We start from the raw sequence: 24388 nt of genomic DNA on the forward strand, positions 1-24388 counted from the left end.
AGGCAGCCTTGGTGTCCGCTTCCCCCGCGGCCCGCAGGGACGCGGCTCTGCCGCCCTCACCACCGGGCGACCCACCTGTCCTAAGGGTCCCGTCCACCAGCCCCGCCCGAGGGTCTGGCCGAACACGCATGTGTTCGGACGGAACCGCGGGCGGGCGCAAACCCCACCGACAGGGCGGACAGGCAGGGTCAAGGAGGGCCAGATTTGGCTTGCCAAATCTCTGCCGCAAAAACCGGGAGGCCTTGGCCGATAGGTTTTTGTGGATGGCCCCCTTGAGGCTGACTGGCCGGTCTGTCGCGGCCTGATCGTTCCGGGGGGAGTGCGTCCATTGAACGCGCAGCGGCCGGCACCAAGGAGGGGTCGCTGCCGGCGATCACGCGCGCCGGAACCGGCATCCCTGAAACAGGGATCGGGCCGCCCCAAGATCGTCCTGGGGCGGCCCATCCTCGTCAGAGGATTTAGTCCTGGGGATCTTTCGCGCTCGGCGGGAACATCACCAGCTCCGAGACCGCGACCGGGAAGTCGAGCTTGAGGCTGAAGAACTCCGAGCCGCCCCCGTTGCGGGTGTTGCGGAACATCGCACCCACGCGCTGAAAACGGGTGCGCTCCTGGCCATCGGTGTCGGTGAACTTGACGGGGACGGTGGCGACGTAGTGGTTGGTCATTTGGGTTACTCCTTGTTGCGATGGGGATCACCCGGCACGGGGGCAAAAGGCTCGGTCGCAAGCGCAAATGCGGAGGGTCCGCGGCCAGCCGTGGAAGCCGTTTTTGTGCTTGCCGAAGCGAAGCGCAGGGCACGATTGGGCCGACGCCGTGCGATCCACATCTATGAGCAAAAAGGAGTGATCCGGATGACCCTTGCCATCACGCAGCCGCCACCATCCGCGTCCGCGTCCCGCCGAGCCTGGCCGGGGTGCTGACGGAGCCCGCCCGCGTGGATGCGATGTTCCGAAACACCACCCGAAGGTTGTGCAGGTCTTCAGCCTCAAGTGCGACGTCTCGATCCCTCGCGTCTTGCGCAGCTTTCGATGTGCGTGAGGTGCGCACCATCCCCAGCCCATACCGATGCGGATGGGCCGCACTCTGACGGACTGGGTAGAGGGATGGCAGTGCCGGCCGCTGCAGACTGCCGATCACGCATGACCGATCGCACGCGCCATGAGACATGACGAAAGGGCCGCGCCAAGCGCGACCCCCTCTCTTCAATCCTGCGACGCCTTCTTCGCCGGGTCCGCAACCCGCATGACCGTCAGACCTTTCGCTTCCGCCTTCTGCCCGAGGTTCAGCGCGACCCCGTTGCCGCCGAAGAGTACAACCCCCGTCGCCGCGAACTTGTCGTCCAGCATTTCGTCGTTGCACTTGAACGGTGCCGCCCGCCCATGCGCGGACCAGCGCGGATCGAAGCGCGCTTGTGCGACACCCCGTGCGCGCGCCCACCGAGCCGCAATCATCTCCGCCCCGTGCTTGCCACCTTTGTGGCAGAGGAAGATCTCCTGATTGCGGTTCTGCTTGATCCGCTCGCGAACCTTGTCGAGCGTGTTGAAGACCACATCAACATCGGTCCAGTCGGTGGCGCCTGAGACGATCAGGGGAACCCCCTCGACTTTCGACTTCTCGGCGGTTTCACGGTCGTGCTGCTCCAGGAGCTGCCGCGCCTCGAAGACCGCCCCGGTCTCTTGCGCCCGGACGCTTGCGCGCGACCCGGCTGCCGGGATGAAGGCGTGGCCCGTCTCGATCTCGTAGCATTCCGCCGCTGCCTCGCTCATCACCTCGATGGCGCTGACGATCTCGCGCAGCTGCAGAAAGCGCGCCTGCGCCTCTTCGAGCGCAGTCTCGGCGATCTCCGATCCGTCATGGGATTTTGCCAGCGCGCCGATCTTGTCGGCGGTGCGGTCGACCTCCTTGCCGAGCGCCACCTTGCGGCGCTGCAGGATCGTGGCGAGCCCATGGGCCAGCGGTTCGATCTCTGCTTCAAGCCCGGTCCCGCGCAACTGCCCGAGCAAAGCCTCGAAGCTCTCGCGGATGATGCAGTCGGTCAGGATGTGATCATCGGGGATCGGCAGCTGCGCGTCCTTCTCGGTCAGTCCGAATAGCTCGATGGTCTCGTAAGTGTTCGCATTTTCGTAAGCCATGTCTGGTCTCCAGTCTTCGGTTCCAAGGCCACCACGTGAGTGTGGGGGCATGGCCGAATGCCTGGTTTCCGAATCTGCCCGGGTCAGGGACGGCGCAGCCGCCGGCTTGCCGGGCGCAAAAGTTTTCCGAGCGCGGCACCGGACACATGCGCGCGCTCACGCACGGGACCGCCTCCCACCACAGGCCCCGCCCTCGCCGAAAAGTTTTGCGATCCTTGACGCGGGCTGATTTGGGGGCCATCCGGAGGATATGCTTCCACGCTCATGTGTGTGTGTTTTGACGGTAGGTTTGCCCGACCCGAGCAGGCAAACGACCCGACCGGACGCGGGAGACGGATGGAGCGGCGGGATCGTTTTGGCCTCGGGCCAAAACAGACCAGAGCGCAATCCGGCGGAGCGGCCGGGGAGGGACGTGCTCGCGAGGCGGGCAAACCGGGGGCCTGGGTGCAACGCCGCGGTGAGGCCGCATGGCCGAATGCGCGACGGACCGAAGGGCCGTTCTCCCCTGCGACACGCGGAGCCGAGCTGGGGAGGCCGCAAGGCTGGGACTCAGGTTGATGGTCGAGTGCACAAAACCGACACACTCCGCATGCAAACCGTGCAAATTGTCTGGTCTATTAAAGGGTTCGGATGTAGAAAAGACCCTATCAACGCTGAAAATGATCATTTAGAAAGAGCAGTTCGACTTTGGCTTCCGCCCAACAACTCATCGGTCTCGTCAAGAGCCACGCAGAAGGGGACGCTGATCGTTTTTACGATCTGGCGATGCAACTCTCGGCGGCCGAAGAGCAGAAGGGACACACCCGGCTGGCTGAACAGTTGCGGCAGTGGGCTGAAGCGGGGCAAAAGCCGCCAGCAAAGCGAACCCCTGCAGTCACCCCTATCGCAACGCCTCGCGGCGATCTTGCAGAGTTTCTTGCCGCGTCCTATCCGACGGAGCGACTCGTCGATGTAATCTTACCGGATAGGATTGGGAGTGAACTGTCGCATCTCGTCTTCGAGACGCGTATGCGCGAAAAGCTCGAGGCAAAAGGCCTGAAGCCGCGGAGGCGCGTTCTCCTCTCTGGTCCTCCCGGTACCGGCAAGACACTGAGTGCGTCAGCACTGGCCGGGGAGCTGCAGTACCCCTTATTTTCGGTCATGCTCCACGGTCTAATAACGAAGTTCATGGGCGAAACGGCGCAAAAATTGAAGATGGTCTTTGATGCCATCAAGACGACACGCGGTATCTACCTGTTCGATGAAATTGACGCTTTGGCTGCGGCCCGAGGCGGTGAGAACGATGTCGGCGAAGCCCGGCGGGTTCTGAACTCATTCTTACAGTTCCTGGATGAAGACACAGGGCCTTCGATCGTCGTCGCCACTACAAACTTGCCGGGAATTCTTGACCGCGCCGTGCTGCGCCGCTTCGATCTCGTGTTGCCCTATGTGATGCCCGATGGTCCCGCCATCCGACAGGCACTCGAACGCCGTATGATGGGTTTCTCGTTCAATCGAATAGGATGGAAGCGGGTGACGGATGTCGCCACTGGCCTCTCAACGGCCGATATTGTGGCGGCGGCGGAAGATGCCGCGAGACGTGCGGTTTTGAATGATACTGACAAGATTGCGACACAGGATTTGCTTGACGCCCTCGAACGCCGACGGTCGCTCCAAGATTTAGGGACCAATGACAATGGCACGAGAGCTTCCACACTTCCACCTTCGCAATCTAGGACAACCTCGCCCATTCAAGGCAAAGGGCAGGGGCGGGTCCAAAAGACCAAGTGATGTCCCCAATCGCGCTGCGCACGCCCAAGCGCTGCTTCAGGCCATCGACGCGTTGCCGGATATTTCGGCCACTGAGCTTCCCGGCGTTTATCTCGAAATCAGCTCCCGTATCGACGAGCGCCTGAAAAAGGATAGCCTAGACGCCAGTGGCCTTATGCTTCTCCGCATCGAAGATTTTCCTATTCCAGGTGGCGCCCAAGAGCGTGCGACGGTGTTTGCAACAGCCAAGGGTATTGAGAACCTGCGCAAGAAGGTCGACCAGTTTCGGACGGAAGACACGCCTGATCGCGAAAAAGATGGTGAATTCATCCTGGGCCGACCAAAGAATGCAGACTTGGTTCAAAGCGTCACTGCCATTACGGAAGCGGGATTGCGTGCCCTCTGGCGCAGCCCGCCGGGCAAGTTTCCCGCGGCGGATATTGCGGCAGTCTGGGAGGTTTGGCTCGAGCCCCAAATGACCGAGGCCTTCGTTGCAGCAGCGCCTAACTATGGTGTGACTGTGGGCGCGGATCGGCTGGAGTTTCCCGAAGATACAGTGGTGGTCGTCCAGGCCGATCGCAATCAGCTTGCCCAAGCCGTCCGGCGACTGGGTGGCGTACGCGCACTTGCCGCTCCGACAATCACTGCAGATTTCTTTGACGGCTTGCCGGTGGTCGAACAGGCACAGTGGGTTGATGAGCTTTCAGGCCGGACCACCTATTCGGATCACCCCAATGCTGGCTACGTTACGCTCCTGGATACTGGTGTCAGTCGGGCGCATCCTCTGATTCAGCCGGCGCTTAGCGTGGATGATCGACATGCCGCAAATCCGGCTTGGGGATTGGAGGATGTGAAGGGCCATGGAACGCAGATGGGAGGACTCGCGCTCTTTGGCGATCTGACGCAAAAACTTCATCAGGCGAACCCAGTTATGGTCATGAACCGTCTGGAATCCGTCAAACTCCTGCCAGATGCCGGCATGAACCCGCATCATCTCCTAGGCGCGGTGACCAGGCAGGCGATCAATGCGGTCGAACAGGTTGGTCCCCGACGCCGTACTTTCACCATGACGACGACGACGGGTGAGGACACGCCGCACGACGGTGCCCCGACCTCGTGGTCGACGGAAGTCGATCAGCTTGCCGCCGGTGTTTCAGGTGGACTCAGACAGCAGCGCCTAGTGCTGGTTTCGGCAGGGAATACCGACAACTTCACCTTTGGTGCCGGAAACTACCTCGACCGATGCGATCACGAAGACAACGAGATCGAGTCGCCTGCCCAAGCGTGGAATGTTTTGTCTGTTGGAGCCTTTACCGAGAAGACTGTACTGCCAAACGGAGACCCGGCCCAAGCGCTTGCACCATTCGGCGATCTATCGCCAGCTTCGAGAACTGCATCGTGGTCGTCCCATTGGCCGAACAAGCCGGACGTTGTCCTTGAGGGCGGAAACTGGGCGCTAAGTGCCATGCCTCCGCCAATGCGGCACGGATGGTTATCGCTCCTTTCGACGCACCATAATTATCCGGTCCGATCTTTCACATTCACCTTCGACACCAGCGCTGCGACAGCGCTTGCAGCGAAGGATGTAACGGAACTCTGGTCGGATTATCCGACACTTTGGCCCGAGACAGTCCGTGGTCTCTATGTGTCTTCCGCGCGTTGGACTCAGCAGATGCGAGCACATTTGCCGGCCCAAGCGAACAAAGGTCATTACATGCCGCTTTTTCAGCGCTATGGATTTGGCGTTCCGGACATGGCCCGTGCCCGCCGCAGCGCGTCGAACGCGCTGACACTCATCGTGGAAGACACGATTACACCCTACGGAATCTCCGAAAAGACCGGCGGTGATGTCCACAATGAGTTGAAGCTTTTCGCACTACCCTGGCCCGTTGAGGCTTTGCGCGCGCTCGGCAATGCCGACGTTACCTTGCGGGTGGCGCTAAGCAGCTTTATTGCTCCAAACCCGTCAGAAGCCTCACGCGGCGTTCGTTATCGCTACGCATCCCACAATCTGCGGTTCCAACTCAATCGCGCCGGCGAGAACGAAGCCCAATTCCTAGCTCGGATCAGCAAGGCGGCCGAACAGCCCGACGGTCCCGCAAACGACGAGGATGATCTTTGGGAATACGGTAGCAATCGGCGCCATGTCGGATCGCTGCACATCGATCAACTGACTTGCAAGGCATCAGATCTCGCAAGGCGAAACTTGTTGGCCGTTCACCCAGTCACTGGATGGTGGAAATCCAAAAAGCTTCTCGCCGAAGGTTTGCCTTCTGTGCGCTATGCATTAATCATAGAAATCGATGCGGAAGGGTTGGACACCGAACTCTATGCCGAGGTTCAAGTAGCTGTCGAAGCCCTAATTGCCGCTCAAGCGGTTGTGCAAGTTTGACTCTATTGGAGACCCTGTGCAGCGCTACCAATCTAGACAATGCATCTACATCGGACCGCCTCATGCAATCGCCATTCGATCGCTCGACTGACCCAGACATGGAAAAAGGGGAACCGTGATCCCACGGCTCCCCTTTCGGTTCAGATCGTCTCCCCCCCGCGCGCCGATTAGGCGACCAGCGACAGCCCCGTGCCTGCATCCTGCGGCTGCTCACCGCTGTCGATGAACGGGATGATCGAGAAGGTCTGGCCACCGCGCTGCTCCTCGTTTTGCACGGCGTTGACGCGCAGGTCGCCATCAGGCGTGTTGATAAGCAGCGACAGGTAGTCGTTGCCCGTGCGGCTGCTTTTCGCCATCCAGGCCGAGCCGACGCGGATCGGTGTGCCCCGGGGCGAGCTGACCTCGATGCGGTAATCGGGGTGGGTCTCCTCGGACTTGTAGCTGTTTTCGATCAGCATGAACTCCAGATCGAACATCATGTTGGCGATGTAGCCGGTGAAGGCGTTGTCGGCGTCCATGGCGGTGAGCTCGCCCGAGATCGAGCCGGATTTCATCAGGCCGTTCGAGACCAGCGGGATGATCTCGAACGCGCCGCTTTGGGTCGCGCGCGCTTCTTTCGTCTGCACCGCGTTGACCCGGAACGGACCCAAGCCGACATCGATCTGCATCGAGATGTAGGGGTTGCCGCTGGTATTGCCGGTCTCGTTCCAGGCCGTGCCGATGCGCACCTTGCGGCCTGTTTTGTTGACTGCCGTCACGTCAAAATCCGGGCTGCGTTCGGACATCTTGGCCCGCGCCTCCAACTGGATGGCGATGTCAAAGCGTGCCCCGTGGATCATGCCGGTGTACTGAGCGGCTGCGGTCTCGACATTGCGGGTGAGGGTTCCTGCGAACATGGGATGGTTCCTTTTGGATTGGCCGGTGCCTGACGTTCTTGCCAACGCATCCGGGATTGCTTTCTCGACCCCTTGAGGGATCACAAATCAGAAAGCCTGCTTTCCTTTCAGCCCCGCCCACGGGTCAGATCTGCCGTCCGAGTGGGAATGCACCCGCGCCTCCGGGTGCTACGCCCCTCCCCTGCCCGTCTGGTCTTGATTGGCTGCCCGGATTTTCCGCGCCGTCCTCGGATCGCGCTATGAAGAACTCCACCTCTTTTCCGTTCAACCGGTGCCCGCCCCGGTCGGTCAGACCGATGCAGCTACCATTCGGCACATAGGTGATGAGGTACTGACCAAGCCGGTCCTTGTGGACAACGTAGCTGGTATTGGCCCAATGCACGGTCTGGCCGGCATCGACGGCCGCCTTGATGTCATCGAGTGTCATGGGGTCCTCCTCAAGAAGAATGGTGGGGAAACGACGCAAGAAGCCCGATCGTCCGACCGGGCTTCTATGCAGCATTTGTTTGGCAAACGGCCGAGAGCTGTCAGGCGCTTTGCGTGGCTTGCGTCGCGCTCGCCGCCATCCAATCCTTCAGGCCAAGAACCGTTCTTCCGGCGGCGACCTCGGAGGCCCAGGCAAGCCTTGGGTCGCCGCAGGGCTCGGAGCCGGCGTGCCGGTCGATATGGCCATTGGCCATCCATGGCTCGGGCTGGATCCGTCGCAGCCAGTCCGCCATGCTTGGAATGCGGCCCTGGCAGTCTTCACGGATATGCTGCTCGCCGATCCAGCGCACGGGAATGTCCCGACCTGCGCTATTGGTCAGGGTCAGGCCGAAAACACGTTCGGCCTCGAACAGGCCTTGGGCATGGTGGCGCATGGCGCGGTGCGTGAAGAGCGCGAGGTGCTCTTTCGAGGCATCGAACCAGTCATGTATGGACTGATAGTCAGACGGCACCCCGCCGAATTTCTGGGCAGAGCTTTCAGCATGATGAAGCGGATGGGCCATCTCAGAGACCCTCGACATAGCTGTGCGAGCATTCGACATAGCGGTCCGCGTGATCGAGGGTGATGCTGTCGTTGCGCAAGTCCCAGGTCAGCGTGCCATAGCCGCCTTCGTTGTTTTCGAACCCCGGGTGATGGTGATAGGCGAGCGACCAGGCGAAGTCGCCAACCTCTGTGGCAAGCGGCTCAGGCAGTTGGACCTCTGCAGGCTGCACCGTCACATCCTCGACATTGCCGGAGTCGCCATAGCCTTCGTATTCGAAAGCGACCTCGCTGATGCCAAGCGCACGTAGTTGCGCGAGCAGCTCCACTCTGGATGCCTTCAAGGTGGTTTCGCGCTCTGCACGCCACTGAGCCGCCATTGCGGCATAGTCGATCTGGGGATTGGTCATGAGTCTGTCCTTTTGTCTGAAGTTGGGGGGGCCGGGCGAGGCATTGGTCTACCCGCGCCCGGAAAGCGCAGACCGCCAAGATCTCGATCCGCGACGCCCAACCGGAAGCTCGCTTTGACTTTTCAGGCGGCTTGTTCTGCCGCTCTAGCGGCTCGCTGCCCCACGATCCGGGCCAGAATGCTTCCCGTGTCGATCCCGTCCCCATGCGGCAGGAACACCCGCAACTGGAAGGCGATGATCTCGGTGAAGCAGCCGAAGGCCTTGAGGCCGTCGATCATGCCCTTGTCCGCGCCGCCAAGCTCGAGGCGCATCTCGCCTGCGACACGGCGACGGGTCAGAGTCAGACCCCGGCCCAGATCGACAGGCGCGGTGGTGCCGAGGGCGGCGGTCAACATCTCCTGCGGTGTTTGCGGGTTGGACACGAGGAAGCGGGCGCGCAGCGCGGCCGCCCCTTCCTCGCTCAGCGTGCGCCCGATCATGGCGGTCGCCCCATCGGGCGTGACCCGGTAGATGCGCTCATTGGTGGTCGGAATGTCCTTCCAGATCGGCAACAAGAGCCCGGTCAGCAGGTAAAGCTTGGTCGTGGTGGTTTTCGGCAGGGACGCAGCCTCTTCATCCCAAAGCCGTACGAACTCAGGCTTGCCGATCTCTTCCCAGGCCGAGGACTCGAACCGTGCCTCTTCGAGATAGCTCGACCCGTTTGGCCGCACCGCCTTGCGCATCAGCGTGACGATGTCCTCGTCATACATCTGCATGGGCCGCGCCGAGATGAGCGCCGCGCGACCGGAGGCGCGATTGACCATCGGCAGCTTGTCGGGATTGCGCGATATGGCCTCTTCGGCCCCAAGGACGTGGACCGGATCCGTCACCTCGAGCCCGATGATCCGCGTCACCGCGCCGGATTTCGGGCAGGTCCAGAGATCCTCGGTGGAGACCTGCTCGATCTTTTCGCCGCGCAGGGTTTCCACGCCGAGATCGAGTGTGCCCGCCGCGCGCGCCCGTTCCGTCTGATCAGCGATCCGGCGCATGAACTCGGCAAAGAGTGCGTTCTGCATATGGATGGGCAGCGCCAGCACCCGGTTGAGAAACCGCTGGATCGGCGGCAGCTCCTCGAGAAGCACCCCGTCCTTGTCGATCAGCCGCAGGGCCGTCCAGTCGGTGAAGCTCTCGTAGCTCATCGCTTCAGCGCGCCCGGCGGCAAGATCGGCGAAATACCCGCGCAGCGCCGCTCGTGCGATCGGGCTTTCGAGATTGTCCTCCTCCCGGAACATGCCCTGCGAGCCGGTCTCGCGCTGGCCCTTCGTCAAGGCCCCCAGCTGGTCGAGGCGCTTGGCAATCGTCGAGGTGAAACGCTTCTCGCCATGCACATCGGAGGTGCAGACCCGGAAGAAGGGCGCGCTGACCTGGGCCGAGCGATGCGTGCGGCCGAGCCCCTGGATGGCCGCATCGGCGCGCCAGCCGGGCTCCAACAGGTAGTGCCGCCGCCGTTTCTGGTTCTTCGCCGTTCGCGCCGCGTGATAGGATCGGCCAGTACCGCCTGCATCGGAGAAGATCAGGATATCCTTTTCGCCGTCCATGAAGGCTTCGGTCTCGGACGAATTGCTGCTGGCGGCGCGCTTCTCGATGAAGAGATGACCATCCTCGGCCTTCAAAGGGCGGATGGACCGACCCGTGACCTCTGCGACGGCCTCGTCGCCAAAAGCCCAGAGGATCTGATCGAGCGCCGAGGGGATCGGGGCCAGCGTCATCAACTCCATCATGGCCGCATCGCGCAGGGCGAGCGCCTCGCGCGAGACAACGAGCGCGCCGGTCTCATCCCGCAAAGGTTCCGCCACCATGTTGCCGTCAATTTCCACAAGCTTTTGCGCATGAATCGGGAAGGCCTGTTCGAGGTATCCCAGGACGTAGTCGCGCGGCGTCAAGGCACCCTCGACGAGCTCGTCGTCGGAATCCATCGTCTCAAGCCGGCGTTTCAGCAGGCTCTCGCCTGTCGAAACCACCTGGATGACGCAGGCGTTGCCCGCCGCCAGATCATCCTCGATCGCGCGGATGATGGTCGGGGCTTTCATGCCCATCAGGAGATGGTTGAAGAAGCGCTGCTTCGTGCTTTCGAAACGCGACTTGGCCGAGGCGCGTGCGGCCGAGGCATTGGTCTCGCCCGAGGCGTCGTTGACGCCAGTCGCAGTCAGTGCAGCCTCGAGATTGTGATGGATTGTCCGTAATCGCGAGGTCGCGATAATGCGAAGGAGTCTGGGGTTCATCGTTGATTTCCTCGATTTCTGCGTATCGGCGCGGCCCTTGCTGCGCATTATTTTGATTGCGAACCTCAGCGGCTTTCCATACGTCTGAGGAGACAATCATGTTGAAGTCGCACGATGAACTGATCGCCGAGCTGTCGAAATCGCTCATGGAGCAGAACTACAATCCGGTGGTCGTGGCCAACCATCGGCTCTACGCCCGCGCCTTTCTGGACTACCTGACTGAGCGCAACACGCCGGTGGCGGCGGTAACGCCATCGCAGGTTGATCCTTATTTTTTCCATGCAGTCGAGTGCTTTCATTTGCGCTATGGTCGCCCTCCCAGTTCGCGCTGGCACAGGCTGCCGCACACGGCGATCTGCAAGTTGCTTCGGTTGGCTCAAGGCACATGGCCCCCTGAGCCCGAAATATTTGATCCCGCCACGGCAACCCGACATGCGATCTGCCATGAGTACGAGAGCTGGATGCGCGACGAACGCGGTCTGGCGGATGCGACTATTGATGCGCGCCTGCGGGAGGCGCGACGCTTCCTGGACTGGCACCTCGGTCGCAATGGAGCAGACGGCCTCGCGGCATTGGGCGTGCGAGACATCGATCTCTACATGGGCATGCGCACCCGTGGACTGCGCCGAACATCGCTCGCGAGCGCTACCGCGTGGCTCCGGTCGCTGCTGCGCAATCTCCATCGGACGGGACGAATTCCGACCGACCTGAGCCCACATGTCATCGGCCCCAAGCTCTATGCCTACGAGGATGTTCCCTCGACGTTGGATAAGAACCAGATCGCCACGGTTCTGACGGTCACCGGAAGGGACAGATCGCCAAGGGGTCTGCGCGACTACGCGATATTGCAGTTGCTCGCCACCTACGGGCTGCGAAAAGGCGAAATCTGCCAGCTCCGGCTCGACGACATCGATTGGCGCGCGGACTCGCTACGCATCCGCCATACTAAGACCAAAGCCTGTTCCTACATGCCACTGGTGGCGCCGGTCGGGGACGCGCTGCTCGACTATCTGCGCTTCGGACGCCCCCAGGTCGACTGCCGGGTAGTCTTCATCCGGTCCTGCGCACCCTATACCTGCATGAAGAACCTGTATGGCATGGTGCAAGGGCGTCTGGCGGCCGCGGGCGTCACCCCGGTGGGAAAACGGGGACCGCATATCTTTCGCCATGCGCGAGCGGTTGAACTGCTGCGCGCATCTGTCCCGCAAAAGATCATCGGCGATGTCCTCGGGCATCGATCGGTCGAGTCCACGAACACCTACCTCAAACTCGCCACCGAGGATCTTCGGGCGGTGGCTCTCGACGTGCCCGGATCGGCGGTGCTGTCATGAGCGCCTGGCACGACCCTACCCTCGCAGTCGTTGAGAACTTTCTGCAATCTTCACGGTTCGGGCAGAGCAGCTGCCGCACTTATCGCTCTATCCTTCGCAGTTTCGAGGATGCTGCGCGTCGGCACCCCGCAGTCGACCGCCAGATGCTTGAGGCCTGGTTGGGCGAAATGGCACCGCGCTGGAAATTGCCGACGTTGTTGAACCAGGTCTGCATCGTTGACCGCTTCCTCGACCATCTGGTCCGGAACGAGGTGATCGCCAGCAACCCCGTCGCCGAGCTTCGCAGCGAGCGCAACATCAAGCAAAACAAGCCGATCTGGCGGGCTCTCGTGTCCTCCAATCCCGACGAGGCCCTCGCCGCGCTGCACCGGCCTGCGCCCTTCGGCAGCGTTCTGGGCGACTTCATGCGCGACCATGTCGCGCTGATGCGCAGCCGGGGATATAAATACGAAGCGCAGGCTCACTGGTTGCTGCGGTTCGACCGGTTCCTACAAACGCATCCCGAATTTGCCGGAGGGCCGCTCGAGACGATGCTGACGCATTGGGCGGCCACGAAACCCACCCGCAACCACGCGGCGGAATGCCAGAAGCTGGGACGCATCCTGACCAAGGCGCGGTTCCGTCTCGATCCGAACATCCCGCCGAAACGCTTCAATCCACGACCGGAGCGGGAGGTGGCACGCGAGCATCGACGCCCTCATATCTTCAGCCCGGCCGATATCCGGCACATGCTCGATGTGGCCCGCTCCTATCCGTCGCCGCATTCCCCACTGCGACCGCTGAGCCTCTACACCATGATCCTTCTGGCCTATTGCGCCGGACTGCGACGTGGTGAGCTTGCCCGGCTCGATCTTGGTGACATCGACCTTCGGTCGGGCACGATCACGGTCCGGGAAACGAAGTTCTACAAGACCAGGATACTGCCGCTTTCCGACAGCGTCATGGTTGAACTGCGCACCTATCTTGATGCGAGGCGACGCGCTGGTGCCCCGCAAGAGCCGCAGTCCGGGCTGTTCTGGCAGAACCACTTCAGGGACCGCTATGCCCCGGTGGTGGTCTCGACAATGATCACCAATGTCATGCGCCTTGCCGGATTCAAGCCACCTTCCGGGCGAATAGGGCCGCGGGTACATGATCTGCGGCACTCGATGGTCGTGAACCGGATCCTCCAATGGTACCGGGCCGGCATCAATCCGCAGGGCAGGCTGCACTTTCTGTCGACCTATATGGGCCACCGGGACATCAACTCCACGCTGGTCTATATCACCGTCACGCAGGATCTGCTGCAGGAAGCGAGCGAGCGATTCCGCGCCGTCGGCGCGCCGTGCCTCACCATGGAGGCGCTGTCATGAAAACGAACAACCCGTTCCCCGCATTGTTGCGGGCGTTCTTCCAGGAATGGTTGGCCGAGCAGCGCAGCGCCTCGATCCATACGATCAGGTCCTATCGGGACACCTGGCGGCTGTTGCTCCGGTTCGTCGCAGAGCGAAAAGGCGGCGGTGTTGCCCGGATCGCCCTGGCCGATATCTCAGCCAGCGAAGTGCGCGCGTTCCTCAGCCATGCCGAACATGGACGCAAAGGCACGATCGGCACGCGCAACTGTCGGCTCGCCGCGATCCGCAGCTTCTTCAGCTTCGTCGCGGACAAGAACCCCGAATATGTCGCGCAATGTGCTGAGGTCCTCGTGATCCCACTCAAGCGCAAACCCACCGCCGCGCCCTGCTACCTTGAACCGTGGGAGGTCGAGGCTATCCTCGCACAGCCCGACCGTTCGACGATCGAAGGGATGCGCGACCACGTGCTGCTGTCCCTTCTCTATAACAGTGGTGCGCGCATCCAAGAGGCACTCGATCTGTGTTCTGGGGCGATCCGGTTCGAAGCACCGCACTGCGTGCGTCTTTATGGCAAGGGGCAAAAGGAACGCATCTGCCCGCTCTGGCCGGAAACCATAACGTTGCTCAAGATGTTGCTGGAGCGGCAGCCCCGCGCACCGGATGAGCGCATCTTCGTCAACCGGTACGGCAAACCACTGGGGGCTTCGGGCGTGCGGTTCAAGCTGGCGGCATATGTGGAAACTGCCGCGAAAACAGTGCCCACGCTTCGTTCGAAGCATGTGACGCCGCACAGCTTCCGGCACGCGACCGCCGTCCACCTCGTCGCGGCGGGTGTCGATATCACCGTCATCCGCAGTTGGCTTGGACACGTCAGCCTCGACACGACCAACCACTACGCTCAGGCCAATCTCGAAACCAAACGAAAGGCGCTGGAACAGGTCGGCGTTCCGATGGCGGGAAATGGCCCGCCGCGCTGGAAACGCGACGCAAGCCTGCTCGCTTGGCTCGATACCCTCTGACCCCATACCAAGGAGAAATAATGTGAAGGACGTGACCCAAAAATCCCCGAATGATAGCGATTGTGTCGCGTTCCTTCGCATTATCGCGACCTCGCGATTAGCCATCTTATGCGCACCTGCGCATAAGGTGCGAAACGCTCCAGCGTAGGCGTCGTAGACCTCGATCTGGGCCGGGGTGAGCGCGTGTTCGAGCACGTCATATTCCACGCCGTCGAAACTGAGGGCGCGGGCCGTGTAGAGGCCGAGCGTCTTGAGATCACGCGCGACCACCTCCATGGCAGCCACGCCGCCGGCTTCCATCGCCGACACAAAGCTCTCGCGGCTTGGGAAGGGATATTCGGGGCCCTGCCCCCAGAGCCCCAGCCGCGCGGCATAGGCGAGGTTGTGCACGCTCGTGGCACCCGTGGCCGAGATGTAGAAGACGCGAGCGCGGGGTGCGGCGAGTTGCAACCGCAGGCCTGCCAGGCCCTGCTGCGAAGGTTTGACCCCCCTTCCCTGCTCGGAGCCTGCGGCGTTCTGCATGGCATGGGCCTCATCGAAGGCCAGCACGCCGTCGAACCCCGCGCCCATCCAGTCGAGAATCTGGCTGAGCCGCGTGGTGCTGCATTTGCCCGCGGACCGCAGCGTGGCGTAGGTGACGAAGAGGATGCCGTCGCCCATCGGGATGGGCTGGTCCGGTTTCCATTTGGAAAGCGGCTGAATGTCGGCAGGCGAGCCGCCGAGATCGGTCCAGTCGCGGATCGCGTCCTCGATAAGCGTGGCGGATTTGGAGACCCAGATCGCCTTCCTGCGCCCGGCCAGCCAGTTGACAAGGATGAGCCCTGCGCATTCGCGTCCCTTGCCGCAACCGGTGCCGTCGCCGAGAAAGTAACCAAGGCGATAGGCCCGTGCATCCGGGTCATCATCGGCGCGCGTCAGCTTGGGCTGGTCGTCATCGATGGTGAACCTACCGGGCAGGTCGCGCCCATGGGCATCATGCGCCATGATGATGGTCTCGAGCTGCGCCTCGGAGAGATGTCCCTCCTCGATCAACCGGGCGGGCAGGCGCAAGTCATCACTGCCCGTGTTTGAGGGCATGGGCGGGGCAACCGAGGCCATGGCGATGCTCTCGACGAGCGGCGTGGGATGTTCTTGTGCGCCCGCGATCTCGATCCTCTGCGGGCGGTAGCGCGCATAGATATCCGAGACCGGCATGTTGTCGCGCGGAGCATCAAAGTTTGTGAAGCTGAGCGGGCGAACGACATTGGCCCGGTGCTTGGAGGCGGTGACAACACCGGCAGCGGTCTTGCGCGGGGCAGATGATGGAACGGTTGGCCGAGCATGAGGGATCGCTTCAGCCCTTTGGGCGGGGCGCATCTCGGTCCGGGTTGCGGCCACGGCATCGACATATGCCAAGGCTTCATCCAGATCCCGCACAGGGACGCGGATCATCTCGCCGTCCTCCTGCACCTTGTCGAAGACCATGAGCTTGGTTTCGACAGAGGTGCCGAGCTTGCGGTAGACCTGCCCCGGCATCGTCAACGCCAGTCGCGGCGTCAGGAGACCGCAGGCACGGGACCAATGCGCGGAATCGCGCTCAGATGTGAACCCCGGCGGCATGATCGCCACCAGGCGCCCACCTGGTGCCAGGCGCTTTGCAGCCGCAATGAGATGTTTGGCAGCGATGTGCTTGTCGCGGGATCGGTCGACCGAGGAGGCGAAGGGCGGATTCATCACCACGACGTCGGGTAGAACCGGCGTCTGCAGCAGATCGTCGATATGCTCGCCGTCATGGTCTGTGACCTCGCCAGCGAAAACTGCACGCAGGAGGCGCTGGCGAAAGGGGTCGATTTCATTGAGCACAAGCGTGGCACCGGCCCGGGCAGCGAAAGCGGCCAGGGCACCAGTGCCAGCCGAGGGTTCCAGCACGGTCTCGCCCTTGCGGATCGCCGCCGCCCGTAAGACCAGCGCCGCGAATGCCAGCGGCGTGGAAAACTGCTGGAGCCGGATTTGCTGCTCTGACCGGCGCGTTTCCGTCAGGAGCCGTGAGGCAAGCAGCTTTGCAGCGGCCATGTCACCTGCCGCGCCGTCCCCACGCAGCAGCACCTGGACAGCCGCGGCCTGCATCAGGTCATATGCCATGCGCCAGTCCCAGGCACCGCCGGCATCGCTGCCATGAAACGTCTCGCGCATGATGCGCGCGAGCGCTGAGCTGCGCAGGGGTTGGTGGTCGACCTCCGCGCCGATCTGCGCGATGGCAGAGACGAGATCAGTGTCGGAGATTGGGAATGCCGGGTTTGCCGGATTGGGCTTGGTCATGGGGGTTTCCTTTGGATCAGGGTCTGAGTTCCAAAGGACAAAAAGCCCGCTTTCGCTTTTCAGGGGATCCGGCCCAAAAGCTATTAAGAAGGGCGGGCCGTCAACGCAATCCGCCCTCCTCAGCAACAAAGAGAAAGCCACGCAGCAAAACCGCCGAACTTGTTGATCAATAAAGCCGACATTGAGGCGGCGCGCGGCGACCGGCCGCTAGGAGCCCACTTCGACAGATGCTGCAGAATAACTGAATGGCCGCTTCTCGGTCTTTGCTGTGCACTATTTTTGCGGTTGCCTTGTTCAGGCTTTTTCGGTGTGTCTTCCGTTGCGCGGAACCCAACCAGAATGCGGCTGTTCATGCCGCCGCCTTCAGATCGGAACGTGCATCACCGTTTTTGGATAAGTTCTGTCAGAAGGACACAATCAAAACGGTCATTTCTCATAAAGACTCTGACCCAGAGGTCATTGGAGTTCTAAGCTGCGGAATAGCTCGTAAAGACCTCGCTGCTACCATCCCGGCGGATCAAGAACACATCATAAGCTTCACGCTGATCTTCTGGGCCCATTCCAGGCGACCCATAAGGCATGCCAGGAACAGCGAGACCGACAGCATCTGGCCGTTCAGCCAACAGGCGGCGGATGTCGGCAACCGGCACGTGACCTTCGATCATGTAACCCTCAATCTCGCCCGTGTGGCACGATATCATTCTTTGCGGGATGCCATTGTCCAGCTTGTGACGCATCATGAGGGTCCCAAAGCTCCGCTCCTCGGTGACGCGAAAGCCCTCCTGCCTAAGAATGGCGACCCAGGCGCGACAGCAGCCGCAATTAGGGTCTTTGAGAACGTGGATTGTTGGTGCAGCTTGCGCAAATGCCGCAAGCGGCGCGGCGCTGGCAATGCCAGCGACGGCGGTCAAAATTTGGCGGCGCGTTATGTGCATCGCATTTCTCCTTTTGAATAGCATGCCTTGGGCGGGACTTGGGTTGCGCAGTTGGGCGAACGTGCTGTCGAAGCCCTTTGCGGATGGTATGCGGACATCGTTTATCTCCCCGTGATATTTCCCTCGCGTTGGTCTTGTTCCTGATGTCCCGGCTTGTCTTTCGTCGCGCGAAAGCCGTCCCAGAACAGCAGTGCCGCCCCACAGAAAATCGCCACGTCAGCGAGGTTGAAGGACGGCCAGTGGTATGTTCCGAAGTGAAAATCCAGAAAGTCAGGGACCGCCTGATAACGCAGCCGGTCGATGACATTGCCGAGCGCACCGCCGATGACCAGACCGAGAGCAGCAGCCGTCAGCCTGTTCGGCGCGCGCCATAACCAGATCAGCAGCCATGCCATGATCGCGGTAGCAAGCACGACGAGACCCCACCAGGGCACGATCCCACCGAGCATGCCGAAGCTGACCCCATCGTTCAGGACACGAACGAGATTGAGAAAGGGCAGAACCTCGACCCCATGCTCAAGCGCCGGGGTGTTCAGGGCAAGCGCCTTGGTGCCCTGATCGAGACCGAAAGCTGCAATCGTGCAGACCGCCCCCAGAATGCGGCTGTTCATGCCGCCACTTTCAGATCGGAACGCGCATCGCGGATGATCGCCCAGGAAGAATGCAAGAACAATCCTGCGATGCCGAAGGCGACGATTCGGTCGGGCCATGCGCTACCCAGCCAAAACACCAGACCGGCGGCGATAACGACTGCCGCATTGCCGATGGCGTCGTTGCGCGAAAACAGCCAGACGGCACGCATGTTCGCGTCGCCTTTGCGGAATTTCAGCAGGGGCAACACGGAGATGACATTGATGACAAGAGCAATAAGGCCCAGTATCCCCATCAGAGTGGCGTCTGGCGGTGTCGGCTCGAATGCCCGTATGATGGTTGTGCCAAGGACGCCAAGACCGAGCAAGCCGAGAAAGATGCCCTGAATCAGGGCTGATCGCGCTCGCCAGGCGAGGCTCCAGCCGATGGCCAGAAGTCCGAGGAAGGTAATTGCGCCATCGCCGATGAAATCGAGCGCATCGGCCTTCACAGCCTGCGATCCGGAGATGAACCCGCCGACCATCTCGATGACACCATAACCAACGTTTAGGATTACGACGATCCAGAGCGCGCGTCGGTAGGCCGGGTCCTGATGGGCCGCACCTTGCTGAATATCCTCGTCGCTCTCGATACGGTCAAACCCATACCCAGTTGTCTCAACGGCTTTTTCGATCTCCGGCAACCGCGCTTCAGGGGCCTTCAAGGTCATGATATGGGTCGCCGCCGACACTTTCACCGCGTCGGGCGCGACCCCGGCAGACTGCGCCGCTCGTTCAATCTGTGCGGCGTCCTTGGCGCAATCCATGCCGGAGACGCGGTAACGGAAGGATGGAATATCTGCTATCGCGTTTTCTGCGTTGGCCATGGTCGCAGTTCTCCTGCTAAAGTGGATCAAAGGATAATATATCAGTGAGTAATGATATGACGCAGATCGTTACCGACCGCAAGACCGCTACCATTGAACAACGCGCAAAGCTTTTCCGCGGCTTCGCCGACCCAAGCCGCTTGGCTATTCTCGGTGCCTTGTGCGGGGGGCCGCTGGTTGTTCACGAACTCGTCGAACGCACGGAATTATCGCAACCAAACGTTTCCAACCATCTCCGATGTCTTTTGGATTGTGGGCTTGTCGCCAGCGACCGCGATGGACGCTTCATTCGCTACCGTATCAGCAGCCCGCGCATTACAGCCCTTTTGAATGATGTGGACGCACTTCTGGAATTGGTCGCAGAGGGTGTTGAGGCGTGCGGCAACTATCGCGAGTGACAAACGGTCGTTTTGGCAGCAAAGAAAGCTGGTCATAAACCTGCCAAGGCCGAAGCGGTTACACTTGCAGGTTCTGCCGACGCTAGGTCATGCATCCCGGAGGACGTAAGATTGGGGGGCATCCACCATTCGTTGAACGGTCCGCCGAACCGGACGTTGGCGCATCCGCAGCGAAATCACCATTTGTCCGCATCTTACCAGTTCGTACACGATGCAGCGAACGGCAGGTGTACGGATAGGGAGGGACTTCTGAGAATTTCATCGTACCAGCCATATGACACACCAATGTCGCCTCTTTCACTCGGCTCAAGGGTGACGGGAGATAATATCGCAGAACGAGCCCCTTACTGGCAGCCTTAGCGGGGGATTCTGCCCCCTCCGGAATTCGACCCCACTTACCGATCAGGCGCCGCTTCAAGGGACGTCTCGAACCGCTTGTCCGCCGCCACTGCTTCTTTCAAGAGCGCGTCGAAATTGTCAGGTGGATTGCCATCTTCCAGCATCCCTTTGAACGTCGCATAGGCATCCGTCTTGCTGCCGTAGGCGCGCAGGGTCTTGTCGTCATTCACCCATGCCACCACGATGACCTTCGCATCGCTGTTGAAGCGGTAGAACAACCGATACTGCTGGAAGAATTTCGCCCGGAACCAGTGCTTGCGGTGGTCGCCGAGTGTGCCGCCTTGCCGGAAGGCTGCGGCACCCGGATCTGCCGGTATGGCCTCGGTCACCAGCTTGAAGATGGCGGCCAGCCGTTTCGTGGAATTTTTCTTGCGCCAGGTCTTGGGATCGCGTGCCTTACGCGCCTCGACCTCCAGGGTCAGCCCTTCGAGCTGGTCCAGAAAGAGCGGATGCGCATAAATCGACCATCCGTTTACGACAAGGGGCGCTTGGGCGGGCACGCTATCGCCGCTCATTCATCCTCGAGCGATAGCGGCGCATCGAGATCGACGTCAACGTCTCCGACCAGTGCTGCAAGACGGTCATGCAAAGCCCCATCGAACGCCCGAATGCGGTCCGGATGCGCCTTGATATCGGCCTCGACAAAATCGAGAAAGGCTCCGACCACGGGATCTTCCTCGTCGCTGCGCACGGGCTCGATATAGACCCTGCCACTCGGCTCGGTACAGTAGCGAATCTGGTCGCCCTTGCCTAGCTTGAGCTGCTTGCGCACACCCGCCGGCACGGTCGTCTGATACCGATCCGTGAGTTTCGAGACATCTTGTGCGAGCGCTGTCATGGCAGTCTCCTGAAAGAACGGGGGGTCTTTTCTGCCTGCGATAGGTAATGCATTTGCATTGCCTTGTCAAGACAAGCCGCAGGATCTGCTGTCGCCGGGCAGGCCGATGAACCGTCCGGCGCAGCACCTAATTTCGCCTCGCCAGGAACTCCGCCAGCACGGGACTGGCCGCGCCTTTCGCGGAGCTGAGCAGCTCCGAGCCCGCGAGCGTCGCTTTCGACAGGCGCACGAGGCCGCCGGTTTCCTCGATGCGGTAGCAGCGGCGTTTCTGCCGGCCCCGCCTGTAGTGCGTCGCGGTGACGATCTGGCATGTACTGCCATCGGTGAGCGTCACGGGCGTTGCGAGCCTGATCTTGTCGCCTTCCTCGTAGTCCGGGATCGCAGCCCAATCCCGGCAGCGCTGTCGCCAGTCCTGGGCGTAGCTGTCCGGGTCTTTCAGGTCGGAGAGGAGCTCGATCAGCCCAAGGGGAGCACGCGACTCGTTCGGGCCAGCACTTTCCTCCATGTCCTTGTAGCCCCAGCACCCGTCATCGTATCGGGTGAGGAAGACAGCCCCGAAAGTGATGGAGCCATCCGCATCGGTGACATAGGTCGTGTCTTCGACAGGGGTGCCGTCGAGATTGGTGACCTTTGCCGCCGCATACCAGGTTGAGCCGACCTTGCAGGCCTTGACCAGTTCCGTCTTGCGCGTGTCGCCATGAGAGGTGCAGAGCCGGGCGATTTCCGCTTTCTCATCCGCGTAGGTCTGGACGCGGCCGTCGGTGTAGAAGAGCCATCCCATCTCAGAGTCCTTTCTCTCATTGGGGAAATTGTTGTCGCCAATGTCCCGAGAGGGCCGCAGGCCCGGCAGGGTATTGGCGATGCTTGTTTGAGAAAGGGCGCGTTACGCCGCCCTCCGGTCATCGATTTCCATCAGCGCATCGAGCGGCACGCGGTAGGGCTGCATGGCGTCGAAATCCTCGCAATTGCCGCAGTTCTGCACGATCGCGAAGGTGTCGCAGGCATCCTTGAGGATGACCCGGAAGGTGCCGCCGAGGCCCGAGGGCACGTCGTAGGTCCCGCCTATGAGATAATCCGAGGCCCGGCGCACGAAGACGCGGATGCTGTGGCCATCGGTGGCGAGCCGGATCGTCCCCTGCCCCCGGTCGATGAGCACCTGCACGTCATCCAGGATGTCGGTATAGAACTGGCCGATCAGATCGCGAAACGCCATGCGGCGCTGCGCCATCCAGTCGGTGTCCCGAAACGGGTTCATGCCGTCGGCGAAGGCGAAGGAGAGATCGGCCTGTTCGGTGGAGACGATGCGGGTGGTCGTGCCATCGATGCCGTTCGAGCGCAGATGCACACCATTGCCGACGATGAGGATCAGGGCGGGCCTGTCCACGGGCCCGTTCCAGTTGGGCAGGAAGGTTTTGCAGGCGCGCGCATGGGCGATCTGCGCCGCAACTGCGGAGGCAGAGAACTTGAGAATAGCCATGGGGATGTCTTTCTGTTCGGTTTGGAAGGGTCGACCCGCGCGCTCGGGATGCTCCGCGCGGGTCACTTGATGCGTCAGGCCGCTTGCGCGACCTCGCTGTCAGGCTCCGTGGTGTCCGCAGTGGGCTCCGCCTCATCACAGGCGACACCGGCGGTCTGCATCATTGACGGGCACCAGGCGGCCACGGCAGCGCGCTGCGCGTCCGTGAGCGTGGCGAAAGGCTCGGCGAAGAGCTTGTCGCAGAAGGCGACAATCTCCTTCTTGCTCGACGAGGCCAGCGTCACCGCCTCCTGGGCGAGACCCAGATCCTCACCGAGGATCTTCAGGAGCCACGCCTTTTTAAAGCGATTGAAGAGCGCCGCGTTCGGCGTCCAGTGGGCGCGGATATCGGGCATGATCTCGATCTCGAACGCATGCATCAGGCTGTCGCGCGATCGGTCCCGCGCGAAGCAGGACTGCGTGGTGCTGGCGGTGGCATAGGCGACGAGCTTGGCCTTCTCGCCGGCCTTCAACGCGCGAAACGCCGCAAACTGATCGGCGGGCGCGCGGCTGTCATCGAGCCAGGACAGATCAAGCGCATCATGCGCCGCCGCCACTTGCTCGAGCGAGGTCTCGTCGATCTCGTCCATCTTAGCGTGGCTGCGGTATTCCTTGCGGGCATCGACCTTGATCGCCTGAGTCACGGCAATGCCGCTGGCCAGAACGTCGCTCACCAGCTTGAAGAGCGTCAAATCGAGCGTGGCCTCAGGATGCAGCGCCATCGCGGCCCCAAGCGCCATGGCCCGCTCGGTCTTGAGGTCCTCAGCAAGTGAGGCTGGATAGGTGATTTCGCCGGCGTCCGGGGCCTCCTCCCCGGTCGGGTTGGCCGAGGAGCCGCGCGCGCCCTCCTCTTTGACGGTGTCTTCCGGGCGGACGAGGCCAACATGGAGCGTGATCTGCCCACCCTGCCACGACGCGATCACCCCGGACCGCGCGAGGTCCTCAGCGCTGTAGGCCTCCTGCAGATCGCGGGCTTCCTCTTCCAGAGTGTCCACGCGGTCGTAAAGCGCATTGTAGGCATCGTCTTCGAGCCCCTCATCCTCCATCTCGAGCTGTAGTTGCTCAAGCTCGGCGGTGATCTCATCCACGCGCGTCTGGGCGGCCTCATCGGGCTCGATTGGGCCGGGATAGACACGGCCGTAGTCGGCCATGGTCGCGTAATCATAGCGCACCATCGCATCGGCCCAGGCAAAGCCCAACCTCATACGGGCCTCTTCGGCAGCGGCACCGAGCTTCTCGAGCAGGATGGTCTCGACCAGCGCCGCATTCTCGAGCACCGAATGTTCCTCCAGCAGATCGGCCGCGACAGCGCCGCCGCGGGCCTCGTAGTCCGCGCGCACGAAAGCCCCGATGTCGTCGCTGACCTGCACGCCGCGGGATTTGAGAGCCTGACGCACCGTGTAGGCTTGCAGGTAGCTGTCTTCCTTGGTGAGAGCCTCGTAAACCTCGCGCTGTACCTCCTGGCTCGGGTGCTCGGCGAAAGCTTTCATCGTGTCGAGCGTGATCACCTTGGCCCGGGCCGCGGCGCGGATATCGGGGTGGATCAGGCCATAGCGCAACCGGCCTTTCACGGCGGCCACCGTGGTGCCGAAGGTCTTTGCGATGGTCTCGGGCGTCTGGCCGTCGACCTCCATCATCCGGGCGAAAGCCTCGAACTCGTCGATGGCATTCATGGGGGCTTGCGTGATGTTCTCGGCGAGCGACAGCGCCGTGGTGACGTCGCACTCCTCCGGCACAAGGCGGCAGTCGATCTTGGTCTTCGTCGTGAAGCCCTTGGCGGCCTTGTCGGCGACCAGCCCCTTCATCGCGGCATGACGTCGGCCACCGGCCAGCACGGCGTACTTGCCGTCAAGCTTCTGGACGAGGAGCGGCTGGAGCAGGCCCAGCACAGCGATGCTGGCCTTTAGATGGGCGATGTTCTCGGGGTCATAGGTTTCCGGCGCGTTGCTGCGCACATTGGCGGGATGCGGGACCAGATCGCCGATGGCGACGGTGAGAGGGGCAAAGCTTGTGGTCATGGGATATCCTTCCAGGTGGGTGAGGTGTGGCCCGCACCT

Annotated in this window: 21 protein-coding genes and 2 pseudogenes; 6 read left to right on the plus strand and 17 right to left on the minus strand. The window is 61.8% G+C overall.

Annotated elements, in window-relative coordinates:
* Window positions 1-458 precede the first annotated feature (458 nt).
* Together QEZ52_RS23395 and QEZ52_RS23400 are read right to left on the minus strand one after the other, a co-directional pair.
* Entirely contained in the window at window positions 459-665 is a 207-nt protein-coding gene (locus tag QEZ52_RS23395; RefSeq protein WP_037240054.1) for a hypothetical protein, read from the minus strand.
* 537 nt (window positions 666-1202) lie between these two features.
* Entirely contained in the window at window positions 1203-2132 is a 930-nt protein-coding gene (locus tag QEZ52_RS23400; RefSeq protein ID WP_343212036.1) for a DUF2493 domain-containing protein, read from the minus strand.
* Between the two features lie 687 nt (window positions 2133-2819).
* Here QEZ52_RS23400 and QEZ52_RS23405 point away from each other — a divergent pair.
* Together QEZ52_RS23405 and QEZ52_RS23410 are read left to right on the plus strand one after the other, a co-directional pair.
* Entirely contained in the window at window positions 2820-3902 is a 1083-nt protein-coding gene (locus QEZ52_RS23405; protein WP_343212037.1) for an ATP-binding protein, read from the plus strand.
* Between the two features lie 52 nt (window positions 3903-3954).
* Entirely contained in the window at window positions 3955-6273 is a 2319-nt protein-coding gene (locus tag QEZ52_RS23410; RefSeq protein ID WP_250161509.1) for a S8 family peptidase, read from the plus strand.
* A 167-nt stretch (window positions 6274-6440) separates the two neighbouring features.
* Here the strand turns inward: QEZ52_RS23410 and QEZ52_RS23415 are convergent, their stop codons facing one another.
* From QEZ52_RS23415 to QEZ52_RS23435, 5 genes and pseudogenes are all read right to left on the minus strand, one after another.
* Window positions 6441-7169 (minus strand): DUF736 family protein, encoded by a 729-nt coding sequence (locus QEZ52_RS23415; RefSeq protein ID WP_343212038.1) that lies wholly within the window; start codon window positions 7167-7169, stop codon window positions 6441-6443.
* Between the two features lie 124 nt (window positions 7170-7293).
* Window positions 7294-7596 carry a hypothetical protein gene (locus QEZ52_RS23420; RefSeq protein ID WP_343212061.1) on the minus strand — a complete coding sequence of 101 codons (303 nt, stop codon included), beginning with the start codon at window positions 7594-7596 and terminating at the stop codon, window positions 7294-7296.
* 100 nt (window positions 7597-7696) lie between these two features.
* A complete protein-coding gene (locus QEZ52_RS23425) occupies window positions 7697-8158 on the minus strand; it encodes a DUF6915 family protein (RefSeq protein ID WP_343212039.1) in 462 nt (153 codons plus the stop codon).
* A 1-nt stretch (window position 8159) separates the two neighbouring features.
* The gene (locus tag QEZ52_RS23430; protein ID WP_343212040.1) at window positions 8160-8546 is read right to left on the minus strand and encodes a DUF6878 family protein; all 387 of its coding nucleotides are present in this window, start codon (window positions 8544-8546) and stop codon (window positions 8160-8162) included.
* A gap of 122 nt (window positions 8547-8668) precedes the next feature.
* Window positions 8669-10765: pseudogene (locus QEZ52_RS23435) on the minus strand (strawberry notch C-terminal domain-containing protein); the annotation flags it as partial.
* Between the two features lie 140 nt (window positions 10766-10905).
* On the opposite strand from QEZ52_RS23435, the gene QEZ52_RS23440 reads away from it, so the two are divergent.
* Genes QEZ52_RS23440 through QEZ52_RS23450 form a run of 3 tightly spaced genes read left to right on the plus strand, consistent with a single transcriptional unit; the run spans window position 10906 to window position 14491 of the window.
* A complete protein-coding gene (locus QEZ52_RS23440; RefSeq protein WP_343212042.1) occupies window positions 10906-12138 on the plus strand; it encodes a site-specific integrase in 1233 nt (410 codons plus the stop codon).
* Window positions 12135-13490 carry a tyrosine-type recombinase/integrase gene (locus tag QEZ52_RS23445; protein ID WP_343212043.1) on the plus strand — a complete coding sequence of 452 codons (1356 nt, stop codon included), beginning with the start codon at window positions 12135-12137 and terminating at the stop codon, window positions 13488-13490. The genes QEZ52_RS23440 and QEZ52_RS23445 overlap by 4 nt, the downstream gene beginning before the upstream one ends.
* Complete coding sequence (locus tag QEZ52_RS23450; RefSeq protein WP_343212062.1) at window positions 13487-14491, plus strand: tyrosine-type recombinase/integrase; 1005 nt, start codon at window positions 13487-13489, stop codon at window positions 14489-14491. The genes QEZ52_RS23445 and QEZ52_RS23450 overlap by 4 nt, the downstream gene beginning before the upstream one ends.
* Before the next feature lie 123 nt (window positions 14492-14614).
* Here QEZ52_RS23450 and QEZ52_RS23455 read toward each other — a convergent pair.
* From QEZ52_RS23455 to QEZ52_RS23475, 5 genes and pseudogenes are all read right to left on the minus strand, one after another.
* Window positions 14615-16789, minus strand: a pseudogene (locus tag QEZ52_RS23455) (strawberry notch-like NTP hydrolase domain-containing protein); the annotation flags it as partial.
* Window positions 16790-16908: 119 nt separating this feature from the next.
* A complete protein-coding gene (locus QEZ52_RS23460) occupies window positions 16909-17142 on the minus strand; it encodes a hypothetical protein (RefSeq protein ID WP_343212044.1) in 234 nt (77 codons plus the stop codon).
* Between the two features lie 114 nt (window positions 17143-17256).
* Entirely contained in the window at window positions 17257-17724 is a 468-nt protein-coding gene (locus tag QEZ52_RS23465) for a DUF411 domain-containing protein (protein WP_050525653.1), read from the minus strand.
* Between the two features lie 101 nt (window positions 17725-17825).
* A complete protein-coding gene (lspA, locus tag QEZ52_RS23470; protein ID WP_050525652.1) occupies window positions 17826-18335 on the minus strand; it encodes a signal peptidase II in 510 nt (169 codons plus the stop codon).
* Complete coding sequence (locus QEZ52_RS23475; RefSeq protein WP_050525651.1) at window positions 18332-19180, minus strand: cation transporter; 849 nt, start codon at window positions 19178-19180, stop codon at window positions 18332-18334. The genes lspA and QEZ52_RS23475 overlap by 4 nt, the downstream gene beginning before the upstream one ends.
* Window positions 19181-19236: 56 nt before the next feature.
* On the opposite strand from QEZ52_RS23475, the gene QEZ52_RS23480 reads away from it, so the two are divergent.
* Window positions 19237-19578 (plus strand): helix-turn-helix transcriptional regulator, encoded by a 342-nt coding sequence (locus QEZ52_RS23480; RefSeq protein WP_050525650.1) that lies wholly within the window; start codon window positions 19237-19239, stop codon window positions 19576-19578.
* A gap of 395 nt (window positions 19579-19973) precedes the next feature.
* On the opposite strand, the gene QEZ52_RS23485 is transcribed toward QEZ52_RS23480, so the two are convergent.
* The 5 genes from QEZ52_RS23485 to QEZ52_RS23505 all read right to left on the minus strand — a co-directional run bounded on the left by QEZ52_RS23485 (window position 19974) and on the right by QEZ52_RS23505 (window position 24349).
* A complete protein-coding gene (locus QEZ52_RS23485; RefSeq protein WP_045685393.1) occupies window positions 19974-20492 on the minus strand; it encodes a type II toxin-antitoxin system YhaV family toxin in 519 nt (172 codons plus the stop codon).
* Window positions 20489-20815: a type II toxin-antitoxin system PrlF family antitoxin gene (locus QEZ52_RS23490; RefSeq protein WP_044352810.1), complete on the minus strand. Its 327-nt coding sequence runs from the start codon at window positions 20813-20815 to the stop codon at window positions 20489-20491. Before QEZ52_RS23490 ends, QEZ52_RS23485 begins: the two co-directional genes overlap by 4 nt.
* Before the next feature lie 127 nt (window positions 20816-20942).
* Entirely contained in the window at window positions 20943-21596 is a 654-nt protein-coding gene (locus QEZ52_RS23495; protein WP_230802451.1) for a DUF6927 domain-containing protein, read from the minus strand.
* A 102-nt stretch (window positions 21597-21698) separates the two neighbouring features.
* The gene (locus tag QEZ52_RS23500; protein WP_343212063.1) at window positions 21699-22292 is read right to left on the minus strand and encodes a regulator; all 594 of its coding nucleotides are present in this window, start codon (window positions 22290-22292) and stop codon (window positions 21699-21701) included.
* Window positions 22293-22366: 74 nt separating this feature from the next.
* Window positions 22367-24349, minus strand: coding sequence for a ParB/RepB/Spo0J family partition protein (locus tag QEZ52_RS23505; protein ID WP_343212045.1), 1983 nt, complete (start codon window positions 24347-24349; stop codon window positions 22367-22369).
* Window positions 24350-24388: the final 39 nt, after the last annotated feature.

The sequence above is a fragment of the Aliisedimentitalea scapharcae genome, from assembly GCF_045277565.1.
Taxonomy (GTDB): domain Bacteria; phylum Pseudomonadota; class Alphaproteobacteria; order Rhodobacterales; family Rhodobacteraceae; genus Aliisedimentitalea; species Aliisedimentitalea scapharcae.